The organism is Ornithinimicrobium sp. (assembly GCF_030537745.1).
In the GTDB taxonomy this organism is placed as follows: Bacteria; Actinomycetota; Actinomycetes; order Actinomycetales; family Dermatophilaceae; genus Ornithinicoccus.
Window position 1 is genome coordinate 32,849 of sequence record NZ_JAUNVI010000019.1, and the last position, 13,641, is coordinate 46,489.

Consider the following 13,641-nt stretch of genomic DNA (forward strand, 5'->3'; position numbering starts at 1 on the left):
TCGGGTCCTCTTGCTCGACGTGGGCACCGACGGAAAGGCTCTGCACAGTCATGCCGATCATCCTAGGCAGGGCTGGCTCAACTACTGTCCAGCCATGACACCGCCACGGGCCTCGTTCACCTTCGACCTTGTCGCGCCCGGCGACCCAGCGGTCGTGTGGGAGCGCCTGTGGGATCTGGATAAGCACACTTCCACCATCCCCCTGACCACCGTGCGCGGGGGCCCGCTGAGCCTGGCCTCGACCTTCGTGGGGCGGACGGCGCTCGGCCCGGTCGGCTTCGACGACGTCATGGTGGTGCGCGAGTGGGATCCGCCGCGACGCGTCGTGATCGACAAGGTGGGCCGCGTCCTTCGTGGCTCGATCGAGGTGACGCTGGAGCCCTGCGACCAGGGCACTCTGGTGCGCTGGTCGCAGTCTTACGGCGCCAGCGGGGTGCCAGATGCCCTGACGAGCCTGACCCGCCCGGCCGTGCGCGCGGCCTACCGGCATGTGGTCCGGCGCCTCACCCGCGCCTGAGGCAGTTGCCCCGGACGGCGCACGCACGAGCGCTCGTAGGGTGGAGGTATGCGCATCGCCACCTGGAACGTCAACAGCATCCGCTCCCGCGTCGACCGGGTCGTGGCCTTCCTGGAACGGCACGAGGTCGATGTCTTGGCGATCCAGGAGACCAAGTGCCGCGATGACCAGTTCCCGTTGCTGCCCTTCCAGGCTGCCGGGTATGACGTGTCGATGGTCGGCTACCACCAGTGGAACGGCGTGGCGGTCGTGTCGAGGGTGGGCTTGAAGGACGTGCAGATCGGGTTCGACGGGATGCCCACCTGGGGCGACGGCGATCAGTCCAGCGAGGCCCGCGCCATCTCCGCGGTGTGCGACGGGGTCCGGATCTGGTCGCTCTACGTCCCCAACGGCCGCAGCCTGGACGACCCCCACCTGATCTACAAGCTCGATTGGCTGGCCGCGCTCCGCGAAGCCGGCGCTGGATGGCTCGCACAGGACTCGCAGGAGCAGATCGCACTGATGGGCGACTGGAATATCGCACCCAGGGACGAGGACGTCTGGTCGGTGGAGCACTACGCCGGGCACACCCACGTCTCGCCGCAGGAGCGTGCCGCTTTTGAGGCCGTCGTCGCGGCCGGCTATGCCGACGTGACCAGGGAGCACACCCCCGGACCGGGGACCTACACCTACTGGGACTACACGCAGCTCGCTTTTCCCAAACGCCGAGGCATGCGCATCGACTTCTGCCTCGGCAGCCCTGCCCTGGCCCAACGCGTCGATGGCGCCTTCATCGACCGCGAGGAACGCAAGGGCAAGGGCGCCAGCGACCATGCACCGGTGGTCGTCGACCTGGCTGCCCAGCTATCGAGCTGAGACGGCGCTGCGCCGACCCTTCAGCGCCAGCGGCAGCGTCAGCGCGCACAATGCCGCCGTGATCGCCATACCGACGCCAAAGCCCCAGCCCACCGCAATGGCACCGACCAGGACCGAGCCGATGGCGGTGCCGGTGTCGAAGCCTGCGTTCCACACTGAGCTGGCCGCGCCGACCCTTCGCGGTCCAGCCGCCTCGAAGGCCTGGAGCATGGTGAGGTTCTGCAGCGCGCCGTAGGCGATGCCCAGGGTGGCGCAGGCAGCGAACCACAGGGCTGCTTGGTGACCAGAGACCTGATGACGAGCCAGCCAGGCGATGGCCACCAGGGCAACGGTGGCGATGATGACAAACGGCCAGACCAGTCTCGCGGCGCCCACCCGGTCGGCCACTCCACCGATCCACCAGCGCATGGCCGCGGTGACCACGCCGAGTGCGAAGAGCCCTCCCGCTGCGAGCCAGCCGACCGCCACCATCTGCGGCATGAACGTGATGAGAGCGCCCGCGGCCAAGGTGATCGAGAGCAAGATCACCGTGGGTGCCACGAGAGGGGCGTAGGTGGCGATCCGTGAAGGTGCCGGCTCCTCGGTCGGCGCCTGGTGCCTGCCGTCGTGGGTCGAGCGCACGGGGAGGTGCTGGGACAGGAGGTAACAGGCCGGGATGCCGGCGAGCGGCAGGGCGCTGAGGAGAAAGACCGGCCAAAAACCCCACAGGTCGGCGATCCAGGCACCGCTGGGCATGAGGAGGACGTTGGGGATCGACAACGAGGCAGAGTAGGCACCGACGGCCGCACCACGTCGGGAGGGAGCCACGATCAGGACGGCGGCGGCGCTGCCCGCGACGGTGAGGATGCCGAAGCCGAAGCCGCGCACCACCGACAGCGCCAGCGTCACCGAGAGCGCGTCGCTGAAGCCGTGCAGGAGCGCCGGCACCCCCATGAGCACCATGCCGAGCGCCAGGGTGTGACCCCAGCCCAGACGCCGGATGATCCGGGGGACCCCGAACTGTGTCGCGACGGTCGCCGCCATGAGGACAAAGTTGACCAGCCCCGCCCCCGCGCTGTCGGCGCCGCCATGCACCGCCCAGAGCGGCGCGACCGGCAGCAGCGAGGCATAGCCAGCAAAGCCGGTGAAGGCGACGGCCGCGAGGGCCAGCATGCCGGGGACGACCCAGATGCTCCCTTGCGATGATGAATCAGCACGTGGCGCCTCGGGTCCCCCCGCGCTCATGCCTTGGCAGCTTTGGCGGCGGCCTTCTTCTCCTTCTTGTAGGCACGCACCTGCTGAAGGGACTCGGGGCTGGTGACGTCAGCGATCGACATGTGCACGCCGGACCTGCCGTAGTCGCCGGCCGCCTTCTCCCAGCCGGCGGCGGTCAGGCCACACTGCTTGCCCAGGAGCGCGAGGAAGATCCGCGCCTTCTGGTCGCCATACCCAGGCAGCGCCTTGAGCCGCTTCAGGATCTCCTTGCCATCCGGATCGCCCGCGGTCCAGATCGCGGAGGCGTCGCCGTCGTAGTCCTCGACCACCTTGGCCGCGAGGTCGTGCACCCGCTGGCCCATCGATTGTGGGAAGCGGTGCACCGCTGGAGGGGTGGCGCACAGGGCGATGAACTGCTGCGGATCAGTGCCCGCGATGGTGTCCGGGTCGATCGAGCCGAGGCGTTCGACGATCTTGCGGGGGCCGTCGAAAGCGACCTCCATGGGGATCTGCTGGTCCAGCAGCATGCCGGTGAGCAGCGCGAAGGGGTGGTCGGACAGGATGCGGTCAGCCTCGGGATCTCCCACGAGGCTCAGCTGGGAGGTCATGGCTAGATGGTATGCCGTGCCCGACGGGTCGGGAGCCGAGGCTCAGCGCGAGGACGGCCGCGACCGCTGCGGCGATGCCGGCCCCCAGCAGGACCGTCTGCACCTGCACGACCGCCGCACCCAGGAGCGCGTTGGTGTCGGTCGGGTCGGCCAGCCGGCCGACTTCCAACTGGAAGCGCCGCAGGCCAAGCGAGGTGAGCAGCGCCAGGCCCACGACCATGCCCGTCATCCGCGCGACGACGACGAGGGAGCTCACCGTGCCGTGCCCGTCCTCGTGCGCGTCGGCGAGCGCGGCATCGTTGACCGGCGCGATAGCTAACCCGATGCCCACCCCCGCAGCAACCAGCGCGAGCGTGGTGGCGAGCAGATGGTCGAGGGAGGCCCGGTCCCACTGCGCCATCGCGAAGATGCCGACGGCCGCCAGCGCCAGGCCGGGACCGGCCACCAGGCCTGGCCCCACCCGCCGCAGCAGCGCTCCGCCGAGCACGGCACCGACCGGCACTGCCACCAGGAAGCGCACCAGCACCAGCGCCGCGTCCGTCTCATCGGTCCCCTGCGTGAGCCTGGACAGCAGCGGGACGTCCACGACGATGGCGACGATGGCGGCGCCCACCAAGAAGCTGACGATGAGCGACGGCCACACCCGGGCGCGCACGACCCCGGCAGAGATCAGGGGATGGCGCGCGGTCTGCTGCCGGACCACGAAGGCGACCGCCGCCAGCGCGGCGATCGGCAGCAGCCAGAGCCCCCAGGGCCCCAGCACCTCGGTCTCGGGGTTGGCCGTCGAAAAGGTCAGCACCACGGCGCCGAGGGCCACCGCGATGAAGCTCGCACCGACCACGTCTGCGCGGACCAGCAGCGGCAGCCACCGCCGGGCCGTGATCGTGGCGAGGAGCAGCCACGCCACCCCGGCCCCAACCCCGATGGGCGTGAGCACCCGCGATGCTGGAGCTGCCGCCGATCCGAGGTCGAACGGCACGAAGGGACCCCCCAGGGCGATGGAGGTGGTGAGCCCCTCAGGCGCCCAGAGGGTGAGCACCGTCAGCGCAGCGGCCAGCGCGCCGGATAGGTAGGCCGCGCCCGTCCGGAGACGCGCCCCTCCCCGGCCAGCCTCGGCACGGCTGCCCGGGCGCGGCGTCGATGCGGCGGATTCTTCCCCGGGGGCCGCCCCTCGACCCGTCTGTCCCTCGTCGACCCGCACCGTCAGGATTCCGACGAAGGCCATCACGCCGAGCAGCACGTTGAGCCAGAAGATCTCCCGCCAGCCGGCGACCGCCAGGACCACAGCACCCAGCAGCGGGCCGATCACCGCCCCCAGCTCCTGGACCGCGCCCACCACGCCCAGCGGCAGTCCCCGCTCCCCGCGGGGCCACAGATCGGCCACCAGGGCCAAGGTGGCAGGCACCAGGCCGCCGCCGCCCAGTCCCTGCAGCGTCCGGCCGGTCACCATCACCGGCAGGTCCACCGCGACCGCGGTGACGGCAGACCCCACGACGAAGACGACGAGGCACCACAGCAGGATCCGCCGCCGGTCGACTAGGTCTGAGACCCGCCCGATCAACGGCAGCACCGCGATGTAGCCGAGCAGGAAGCCGGAGATGATCGGGGTGCCCTTCTGCAGCGCCTCGATCCCGACGCCGACCCCCGCCATCATGTCGGTCAGCGCCAGCACCACGACATACGTATCGGCAGCAGCCAGCGCGACGGCCAGCGACGCGACGGTCAGCAGCGAGCGCGCCCCGCGCCGGGCTCCCGATGACGACGCCGGCGCCGCCGGCGCCACCCCCTCCCTCACGTCAGGGCTGGGTCACGGTGACCGGTGCACCGTAGGCGTCGAGGACCAGCGTGTAGGTCGAGGTCGCGGGAGGGTAGAACGGCCCCGTGATCGTCACGGTCCGCACCTGCCACGACTCCTCGACCAGCCCATAGGTGACGTCGAAGGGCGAAGCTGCGTCGCCGACGTAGAGCAGGTCGGTGACAGCCTTGCCGGGCAGCGTGCCGGTGATCTCCTGCACGATCTCCGACCCGGCACGGGCACGCTCGCCGAAGGCCGGCGTCTGCGTCTGAGTGAGCAGCCCCACCAGGCCACTCTCAGGGTCGAAGAGGGTGGCGGGATCCGGCACCCCGAGGGTGGCGGGGTCGGTCTTGACGTGCTTGGGCACATACGGCAGCTTGACCCACAGGTCACCGTCGAGCGCGACGGTCGGGATGTCCGCCTGGATCCCGGCGATTTTGGCCGTGATAGTGCCCGTGAAGGCCGGCGGCTCCATCGTGCCGTCACCGACGGCACTGATGATGTAGCTGTTGGTGTCCTCAGGCAGCTGGGTGCCGGTCATGGACAGGTGCAGAGTCCCGGCGTCGACCAGCACCCCCTCGGCCTGCTCCAGCCGGTCCGCGGCCGTCGGGGGCGGCGCGCTGGAGGTCGCGACGACATCGGCCTCCTCGTCGCTGCACCCGGCCAGCGCGAGGGTCAGGCCGAGCACGACGGCCAGCGCTGCCCGCGGGGTCGCGGCTCTGCGCCGGGGAGTTCCTTCTCGGCAGGTATGGCGAGCAGTCAGGCTGGTCATGTCCGCGCCCCTTCCGGTCGTGGTCGGCCGGTCGTGGTCGGCTCCCGAACCACCCTATGCCGGATCAGCCGAACCGGCCGGAGATATAGTCCTCTGTCGCGCGCTCGGCGGGGTTGCTGAAGATCGTCCGGGTGGTGTCGTACTCGACCAGCCGGCCTGGCTGCCCCGTCTCCTTGAGGTTGAAGAATCCGGTCTTGTCCGAGACTCGCGCCGCCTGCTGCATGTTGTGCGTCACGATCACGACGGTGTAGTCGGCCTTGAGATCGTTGACGAGGTCCTCGATGGCCAGGGTGGAGATCGGGTCGAGCGCCGAGCACGGCTCGTCCATGAGGATCACCTCCGGGGAGATGGCGATCGCCCGGGCGATACAGAGCCGCTGCTGCTGACCACCGGACAGGCCAGAGCCCGGTTTGTCGAGGCGGTCCTTCACCTCGTTCCACAGGTTGGCCCCGCGCAGCGCTCGCTCGGCCAACTCGTCGGCCGCCTTACTCGAGATCCTCTTGGAGTTGAGGCGGACACCGGCGAGCACGTTCTCCTTGATCGACATCGTCGGGAACGGGTTAGGCCGTTGGAACACCATGCCGACCTGGCGGCGGACGTCCACAGGGTCGACGTTCCTGCCATAGACGTTCTGCCCGTCGATGAGCACATCCCCCTCGACGCGGGCGCCAGGGATGACCTCGTGCATGCGGTTAAGGGTGCGCAGGAAGGTCGACTTGCCGCAGCCGGACGGGCCGATGAAGGCCGTGACGGTGCGCGGTTCGATAGCCATGGTGACATCGGCCACGGCCTGGAAGTCGCCGTAGTAGATGTTGAGGTTCTTGACGTCGATACGTTTCGACACGGGCGTGATCCTTCGCTTCGGTAGGACGTGTGCGTGCGGCTCAGCGGCCGGAGGAGGTTGACGGTGCAAACACCTTGGCGATCAGCCGAGCCAGCAGGTTGAGGCCGACGACGATCAGGATGAGCAGGAGAGCCGCGGCCCAGGCGCGCTCCAGGCTCGGTGCCCGGACCGCCGGGCTGAGCGGGGTGGTGAACATCGAGTAGGCGTAGACGGCCAGGGTGTTCATGGCGTTGTCGAAGGGGTCCCAGTTCATCCCCCGGGCATAGCCGACCGCGACGAGCAGGGGTGCTGTCTCGCCGATGACCCGGGCGATGGCCAGGGTCACGCCAGAGGTCAGGCCGGAGGCGGCCGTCGGGAGGACGACCTTGGCGACCACCCGCCACTTCGGGACTCCCAACGCCAGCGCCGCCTCACGCAATTCGTTGGGGACGATGCGAAGCATCTCCTCGCTGTTGCGCACCACCGTGGGGATCATCAGCACAGACAGCGCCACCGCCCCGGCCAGGCCCATCTTGGCGTCGCGGATCCCGAAGATCTGGGTAAACAGCGCGAAGGCGAAGAGTCCCGCGACGATCGAGGGGATTCCGGTCATCACGTCGACGAAGAATCGGATCCAGCGAGCGAGCGGGTTCTTGCCTGCGTACTCGACGAGGTAGATCGCGGTGAACATCCCGATCGGGACCGAGATCAGGGTCGCCAGCCCGGTGATGATCAGAGTGCCCATGATGGCGTGGTAGGCGCCGCCGACGAACGGGGCGACGCCGTCCATGTACTCCTGGTCGTGCTTGCCGGTGACGCCGTTCATCGTCTGGTTCAGAAAGGCGGGGCTGAACACCCGGACGGCGCCCTGCTCGATGACGGTCCACAGCAGCGAGATCAGCGGGAGGACCGCGCAGACGAAGGCGAAGTAGATCAGGGCACGGACGGTCTGGTCGGTCGCGACCCGCGAGCCACCGAGGTGACGGTAGGTGAGGTTGACGGCCACGAGGTAGCCGACGAAGGCGAGGAGGAGTGCGGCTGCGACGTGCAGGGCGAGGCCGAGGTGCAGCACGGCAGCCAGGGCCAGCGCACCGAGCGCGATCACCCTCGCTGGCCGGGAAGTCGTCGGACGCACCGGTGAGGGCACCACACCGGGGATGTCCTGCAGACGAACGCTCATCAGTTGGCCCCTGAGAACTCGGCGCGGCGGTCGACGATCCAGCGAGCCACCAGGTTCACCGCCAAGGTGATGACGAAGAGGACGAGGCCCGCGGCGATCAACTCGGCAAGCCTCACCCCCGAGGCCTCGGGGAAGTTGAGGGCGATCTCGGCGGGGATCGTCTGGTTGCCGGACCCGATGAGGTTCCAGGTGAAGACGTTGGGCGAGAGGATGATGGCGACCGCCATCGTCTCCCCGAGGGCGCGGCCCAGTCCGAGCATCGTGCCACCGATGATGCCCGGCATGCCGAACGGCAGGACGGCTGTCTTGACCATCTCCCACTTGGTGGCCCCGAGCGCGAGCGCCGCCTCCTCGTGCAGGCGGGGGGTCTGAAGGAAGACCTCGCGCGCGACGGAAGTGATGATCGGCAGGATCATCACGGCCAGCACGATCGCAGCTGTCAGCAGCGTGCGGCCCGAGGCGGAGGCCGAGCCGAAGATGGGGAGGAACCCCAGGTGCGTCTCTAGCCAGGAGTAGAACGGGAAGAGCTTGGGGGCAAAGACGACCATGCCCCACATACCGAAGATGACCGACGGGACTGCTGCCAGCAGGTCGACGACGAAGCCGATCAGGTTGCCTATCCGCGGCGGTGAGTAGTGGTAGATGAAGAGCGCGATCCCGACCGCGATTGGCATCGCGATCACCATGGCGATGACCGAGCTGATCACGGTGCCGAAGACCATCGGCCAGACGTAGGAGAAGAATCCCTTCCCTCCGGTGGTCGTGGCGGGATCGGCATCGAACGCCGGCATCGCCTCGACCGCCAGGAAGACGGCGACCCCGACCAGGATGAGCAGGATGAGCACTGCCGATCCCAGGGAGAGACCGCTGAAGACCACGTCGCCGACGCGGCGGACGGACGTGGTGGGGGCGGCGGGTCGCCGAGTGGTCGTGACCTGGTCGGTCATGAGCTTCCTTCGCGAGGTATGGGGAGGTCCTCTACGGCATGACCGGCGGTCGTCGTCATCGTCGACGACCGCCGGTCATCCTAGGTGACACGTGATGCCGGGTCAGCCACCCTGGATGGTGTCGATGAGGGCGTTGGCCTTGGTGCGCAGGTCCGGCGAGATGGACGCCGAGCCGGCTGCGTCGGAGGCAGCGGCCTGACCCTCTTCGGAGACGACGTAGTGCAGGAAGTCCTTGACCAGGTTGGCTCGAGTTGCGTCCTCATAACTGCTGCAGGCGATCTCATAGGAGACCAGGACGATCGGGTAGGCGCCGGACTCGGTGGTGTCACGGGCCAGGTCAAGGGCGAGGTCCCCCTCCACCCCTGTGTCTGCGGGGGTGGACGCGTCCACGACCTTGGCGGCGGCCTCGGGAGAGAAGTCGACAAACTCTGCACCCACCCCGATCTTGGCTGCCTGGCCGGTCACGGCCGAGGCGTCGGCGTAGCCGATGGCGCCCTCGGTGCTGGCGACGACGTCGACCACTCCCGTGGTCTTCGCTGCTGCTTCGCCGCCGGCCACCGGCCACTTCTTGTCGGCCTCGTAGGACCAGGAGTCGGGCGCTGCCGCCGTGAGGTACTCCATGAAGTTCTCGGTGGTGCCGGACTCATCTGAACGGTTGACGACCGTGATCTTCAAGTCGGGCAGTGTGGCGTCCGGGTTGTCAGCGGCGATAGCCGCGTCGTTCCAGTTGGTGATCTTCTGGTCGAAGATCTTGGCCAGGGTGTCCGGCCCGAGCTGGAGCCCGTCCACGCCGTCGAGGGTGTAAGGGATCGCGACCGGCGAGATGTAGACCGGGATGTGGATCGCGCCACCGGGACCGCACACCTCCTTGACTGCTTCGCGCTCCTCCTCGTCTAGGTAGGCGTCGGAGCCGGCGAAGTCGACCGCGCCGGCGATCAGGTTCTCCCGGCCGCCACCGGAGCCGATGGCGTCATAGGAGACGGCTACACCAGGCTGTGCCTTCTGGTAGCCAGCGAGCCAGGCAGTCATCGCGGACTCCTGCGAGGAGGCGCCGGAGGCCTTGAGGTCGCCGGAGAACTCTGCGGACGAAGCCGTAGGAGCGTTTGCCCGGGTGGGAGCGTCATTGCCGCAGCCGGTCAGGACCAGGCCGGTGGCCAGGGCGATCGCTGCGGTGGTGCCGAAGCGGCAAAACGTCACAGGGGGTGCCTCTCTGCAGAAGATCAGGATGTCGGCACGCCTGCGATCAAACCCTGGTGCGGACGTGCGCTCGGCGGCGGTGCCACCAAGCAGTGACGTTAGGCAGCACGGGTGTCCTGGGATGACGACCAAGATGAATACAGCGTGAACGAGCGACGAAGGTCCGTCACCCGTTCACGCTGCAGCGGCAAGAACGACCCGGAACGGCAGGAGCGACCGCTCGGTCAGCGCAGCGTCAGCTCGTCGCCGTCGCTGTGCTCAGCCACATCGACCGTCACCGTCTGTCCGTCCAGGATTTCCCCGGCGAGCAGCGCCCTGGCGAGGCGGTCACCGATCTGGGTCTGCGCCAACCGGCGCAGGGGCCGGGCACCGTAGGCGGGGTCGTAGCCGCGTTCGGCCAACCAGTCGGCTGCAGCGTCGGTCACCTGCAGGGTGATCCGACGGTCGGCCAACCTGCGGCCCAACTCTTTGACCTGCAGGCCGACGATGGTCGCCAGCTCGGCCTGGGTCAGCGCGTCGAAGAGCACGATCTCGTCGAGCCGGTTGAGGAACTCCGGCTTGAACGCCGACCGCACCGCGCCCATGACCAGGTCGCGCTTGGCGCCCTGCTCGAGGGTGGGATCGATGAGGTACTGGCTGCCCAGGTTGGATGTCATCACCAGAATGACATTGCGGAAATCGACCGTCCGGCCCTGCCCGTCGGTCAAGCGACCGTCGTCGAGGACCTGCAGCAGAATGTCGAAGGTCTCAGGATGGGCCTTCTCCACCTCGTCCAGGAGCACGACCGAGTAGGGACGGCGCCGCACGGCCTCGGTGAGCTGGCCGCCGGACTCGTAACCGACGTAGCCAGGGGGTGCACCGATGAGGCGCGCAACCGCGTGGCGCTCGCCATACTCCGACATGTCGATCCGGATCATCGCGCGTTCGTCGTCGAAGAGGAAGTCGGCCAGGGCCTTGGCCAGCTCGGTCTTGCCGACGCCGGTGGGGCCGAGGAAGAGGAAGCTGCCAGTGGGCCGGTCCGGGTCGGAGATCCCCGCCCGAGCGCGCCGCACCGCGTCGCTGACGGCCCGGACCGCGTCCTTCTGGCCGATCAGGCGAGCGCCGATGAACTCCTCCATCCGGAGCAGTTTGTCGGTCTCCCCCTCGAGCAGACGCCCGGCGGGGATGCCGGTCCAGGCCGAGATGACGTCGGCGATGTCGTCGGCGCCGACCTCGTCCTTGACCATCGGGTTGTCGTGGGCGCTAGAGGCCAGGCCCTCGCTCTCCTGAGCGGCGGACAGCTCCTTTTCGGCAGTCGGGATCTCGCCGTAGAGCAGTCGCGATGCGTCTGCGTAGTCACCCTCGCGCTGGGCCTTGTCCGCCTGGGTCCGCAGGTCGTCAAGGCGGGCCTTGAGCTCGCCGACCTTGTTCAGGCCTGATTTCTCCGCCTCCCAGCGGGCGTTGAGCGCCGCCAAGTCCTCCTGCTTGTCAGCGAGGTCGGCGCGCAGCCGCTCCAGGCGCTGCCGCGAGGCGTCATCCTCCTCGGCCGCCTTCTCCAGGTGCAGCTCCTCCATCAGCAACCGGTCCACCTGACGGCGCAGCTCGTCGACTTCCACGGGGCTGGAGTCGATCTCCATACGCAATCGGCTCGCGGCTTCGTCGACGAGGTCGATGGCCTTGTCGGGCAGCTTGCGCCCGCTGATGTAGCGGTCAGACAGGGAGGCGGCCGCGACCAGCGCGGAGTCGGAGATCGCCACCTTGTGGTGGGCCTCGTAACGTTCCTTGAGCCCGCGCAGGATCGCGATGGTGTCCTCGACCGACGGCTCCCCGACGTAGACCTGCTGGAAGCGGCGCTCGAGCGCCGGGTCCTTCTCGATGTTCTGGCGGTACTCATCCAACGTCGTCGCGCCGACGAGCCGCAGCTCGCCTCGTGCCAGCAGCGGCTTGAGCATGTTGCCGGCGTCCATCGAGGAGTCGCCGGACGCGCCGGCACCGACAACGGTATGCAGCTCGTCGATGAAGGTGATCACCCTGCCGTTGCTGGCCTTGATCTCGCCGAGGACGGCCTTGAGCCGCTCCTCGAACTCCCCGCGAAACTTTGCACCCGCGACCATCGCGCTGAGGTCCAGGGAGATCAGCGACTTGTCGCGCAGCGACTCAGGCACGTCGCCGGCGACGATGCGCTGCGCCAGGCCCTCGACCACCGCAGTCTTGCCGACGCCCGGATCCCCGATGAGCACTGGGTTGTTCTTGGTGCGACGGGACAACACCTGCACAACGCGCCGGATCTCACTGTCGCGTCCGATGACGGGGTCCAGCTTGCCCTCGCGCGCCAGGTCGGTCAGGTTGGTTCCGTACTTGCCGAGTGCATCGAAGGTCGCCTCGGGGTCGGCGGAGTCGACAGTCTTGCCGCCGCGCAGGGTCGGGATGCGCTGCTCGATCGCCGCGGCGTCCAGTCCCGGGAACCGGCCCGTGCGCGCGAGCGCCAGGAGCAGGTGGTCGGTGGAGACGAAGCGGTCCCCCATCGTCGTCATCGCGTCCTGGGCGTCCTTGATGACGCCGTGCAGGGCTCGCGAGAAGGCCGGGTTGCCCATGGTGCTCCCGGTCGCCGAGGGCAGCGCGCGGAGCACGGCGTCGGCGGCCGCACGCGCGGAGGCGGCCGAGGAGCCGGTCGCGTCCAGCAGCGGTCCGGTGGTCGAGTCGGTTTGGAGAGCGAGTGCCTTGAGCAGGTGGGCGGCCTCGACCTGCGCATTGCCTCCTGCCGCGGCGTCACGCACCGCAGTGGCGATGGCCTCCTGGGCCTTGGTGGTCAGCTGTAGATCCATAGGGTCCTCCTTCTCGTCGGGGTGAGGGTCCTCTCCTCAGATCAAGGCTCCCAAGGTTGAGTCTATTCCGCTCAACTTTGATCAGCAAGGAGTGCGCGGACCCGGTCGACGAGCCGGTTCGCCTCATCGGCGCTCAAGCCTGCCCCGAGGCTCTCGGCCAGCGCGGGGAGCTCGTCCACGTCCAGCTCGCGGCGCACGCTGACCGCCCCTGGCCTGCGCTGCGTGACGCCGTCGAGGGACACCGAGGTCTGGATCGGCGTGCCGTCCTGGGTCAGCGCGTGGCGAGCGATGCTCAAGGTGGTCCGGAAGTAGGACGTCGGACCGGTGCTGGTCCACCAGTGCCCTTGGGCCACATCCACCGGACGCACGGGCAGCTCGTCGGTCGTGTGCTCGATCACCCACCCACGGCTTCGCCGTCGCCACAGCTGCCAGGCGTGCCCGGTCGGCCCTTCCTCGACGCGCCGCATCTGGTGCTGCCACAGGTCGTCCTCCAGGACTGCGCCGTCGACCATGGGCACTAACCCCAACGGGGGGAGCCCGAAACCCGGGTCGAGGAGGTATCGATGCCCCTCGAAGGTCGCGATGATCACCAGGTGCGTGCGCGGTGCGGCCAAGGCGTTGCCGACCCTGCCCAGCCGCAGCGCCACGTCATACCCGAGCGCCTGGAGGACCGCGAAGAAGAGCGTGGAGTGCTCGAAGCAGTAGCCGCCCCGGCCTCGCCCCACGAACTTCTCCTGGATCGTGCCCAGCTCGATCCCGGGATGCTGCTCGAGGAGCACGTCGATGTTGTCGAAGGGGAAGGTGCGCACATGCGCGAGGTAGAGCTCGGTGAGCGCCTCGATGGTGGGCGGCGCGATGCGGCCTCCCGTGCGGGCGAGGTATGCCGCGAGGTCGAGCTGGGTGGCCATCAGTGGCTCCTGGTCCGGTGAGTCAGGTGAGGAGTGCGAGC

General features: G+C 68.7%; 12 protein-coding genes. 2 read left to right on the forward strand and 10 right to left on the reverse strand.

All coding sequences use genetic code 11. The annotated features are described in order from the left end of the window. Together Q4P07_RS06095 and Q4P07_RS06100 are read left to right on the forward strand one after the other, a co-directional pair. Positions 1-517, forward strand: a 517-nt coding sequence (locus Q4P07_RS06095; protein ID WP_303374012.1) for an SRPBCC family protein, incomplete at its 5' end; no start/stop codon positions are given. A gap of 48 nt (positions 518-565) precedes the next feature. Continuing rightward, positions 566-1,372: an exodeoxyribonuclease III gene (locus Q4P07_RS06100; protein WP_303374013.1), complete on the forward strand. Its 807-nt coding sequence runs from the start codon at positions 566-568 to the stop codon at positions 1,370-1,372. Here Q4P07_RS06100 and Q4P07_RS06105 read toward each other — a convergent pair. The 10 genes from Q4P07_RS06105 to Q4P07_RS06150 form a co-directional block, all read right to left on the reverse strand. Then, positions 1,361-2,596 (reverse strand): MFS transporter, encoded by a 1,236-nt coding sequence (locus Q4P07_RS06105; RefSeq protein ID WP_303374014.1) that lies wholly within the window; start codon positions 2,594-2,596, stop codon positions 1,361-1,363. The genes Q4P07_RS06100 and Q4P07_RS06105 overlap by 12 nt on opposite strands. Then, the gene (locus Q4P07_RS06110) at positions 2,593-3,174 is read right to left on the reverse strand and encodes an HhH-GPD-type base excision DNA repair protein (RefSeq protein ID WP_303374015.1); all 582 of its coding nucleotides are present in this window, start codon (positions 3,172-3,174) and stop codon (positions 2,593-2,595) included. The genes Q4P07_RS06105 and Q4P07_RS06110 overlap by 4 nt, the downstream gene beginning before the upstream one ends. Beyond that, positions 3,134-4,969: an MFS transporter gene (locus Q4P07_RS06115; protein ID WP_303374016.1), complete on the reverse strand. Its 1,836-nt coding sequence runs from the start codon at positions 4,967-4,969 to the stop codon at positions 3,134-3,136. Before Q4P07_RS06115 ends, Q4P07_RS06110 begins: the two co-directional genes overlap by 41 nt. 1 nt (position 4,970) lies before the next feature. Further along, entirely contained in the window at positions 4,971-5,741 is a 771-nt protein-coding gene (locus Q4P07_RS06120; RefSeq protein ID WP_303374017.1) for an LppX_LprAFG lipoprotein, read from the reverse strand. 64 nt (positions 5,742-5,805) lie between these two features. Beyond that, positions 5,806-6,585 carry a phosphate ABC transporter ATP-binding protein PstB gene (pstB, locus tag Q4P07_RS06125; protein ID WP_303374018.1) on the reverse strand — a complete coding sequence of 260 codons (780 nt, stop codon included), beginning with the start codon at positions 6,583-6,585 and terminating at the stop codon, positions 5,806-5,808. A 40-nt stretch (positions 6,586-6,625) separates the two neighbouring features. Then, on the reverse strand, positions 6,626-7,744 hold the full coding sequence (gene pstA / locus Q4P07_RS06130; protein ID WP_303374019.1) for a phosphate ABC transporter permease PstA: 1,119 nt from the start codon (positions 7,742-7,744) through the stop codon (positions 6,626-6,628). Beyond that, the gene (pstC, locus tag Q4P07_RS06135; RefSeq protein ID WP_303374020.1) at positions 7,744-8,691 is read right to left on the reverse strand and encodes a phosphate ABC transporter permease subunit PstC; all 948 of its coding nucleotides are present in this window, start codon (positions 8,689-8,691) and stop codon (positions 7,744-7,746) included. The genes pstA and pstC overlap by 1 nt, the downstream gene beginning before the upstream one ends. A gap of 102 nt (positions 8,692-8,793) precedes the next feature. Beyond that, the gene (gene pstS / locus Q4P07_RS06140) at positions 8,794-9,888 is read right to left on the reverse strand and encodes a phosphate ABC transporter substrate-binding protein PstS (RefSeq protein WP_303374021.1); all 1,095 of its coding nucleotides are present in this window, start codon (positions 9,886-9,888) and stop codon (positions 8,794-8,796) included. A gap of 224 nt (positions 9,889-10,112) precedes the next feature. Then, on the reverse strand, positions 10,113-12,692 hold the full coding sequence (gene clpB, locus Q4P07_RS06145; RefSeq protein ID WP_303374022.1) for an ATP-dependent chaperone ClpB: 2,580 nt from the start codon (positions 12,690-12,692) through the stop codon (positions 10,113-10,115). Between the two features lie 71 nt (positions 12,693-12,763). Beyond that, positions 12,764-13,641, reverse strand: an 878-nt coding sequence (locus tag Q4P07_RS06150; RefSeq protein WP_368660253.1) for an arylamine N-acetyltransferase, incomplete at its 5' end; no start/stop codon positions are given.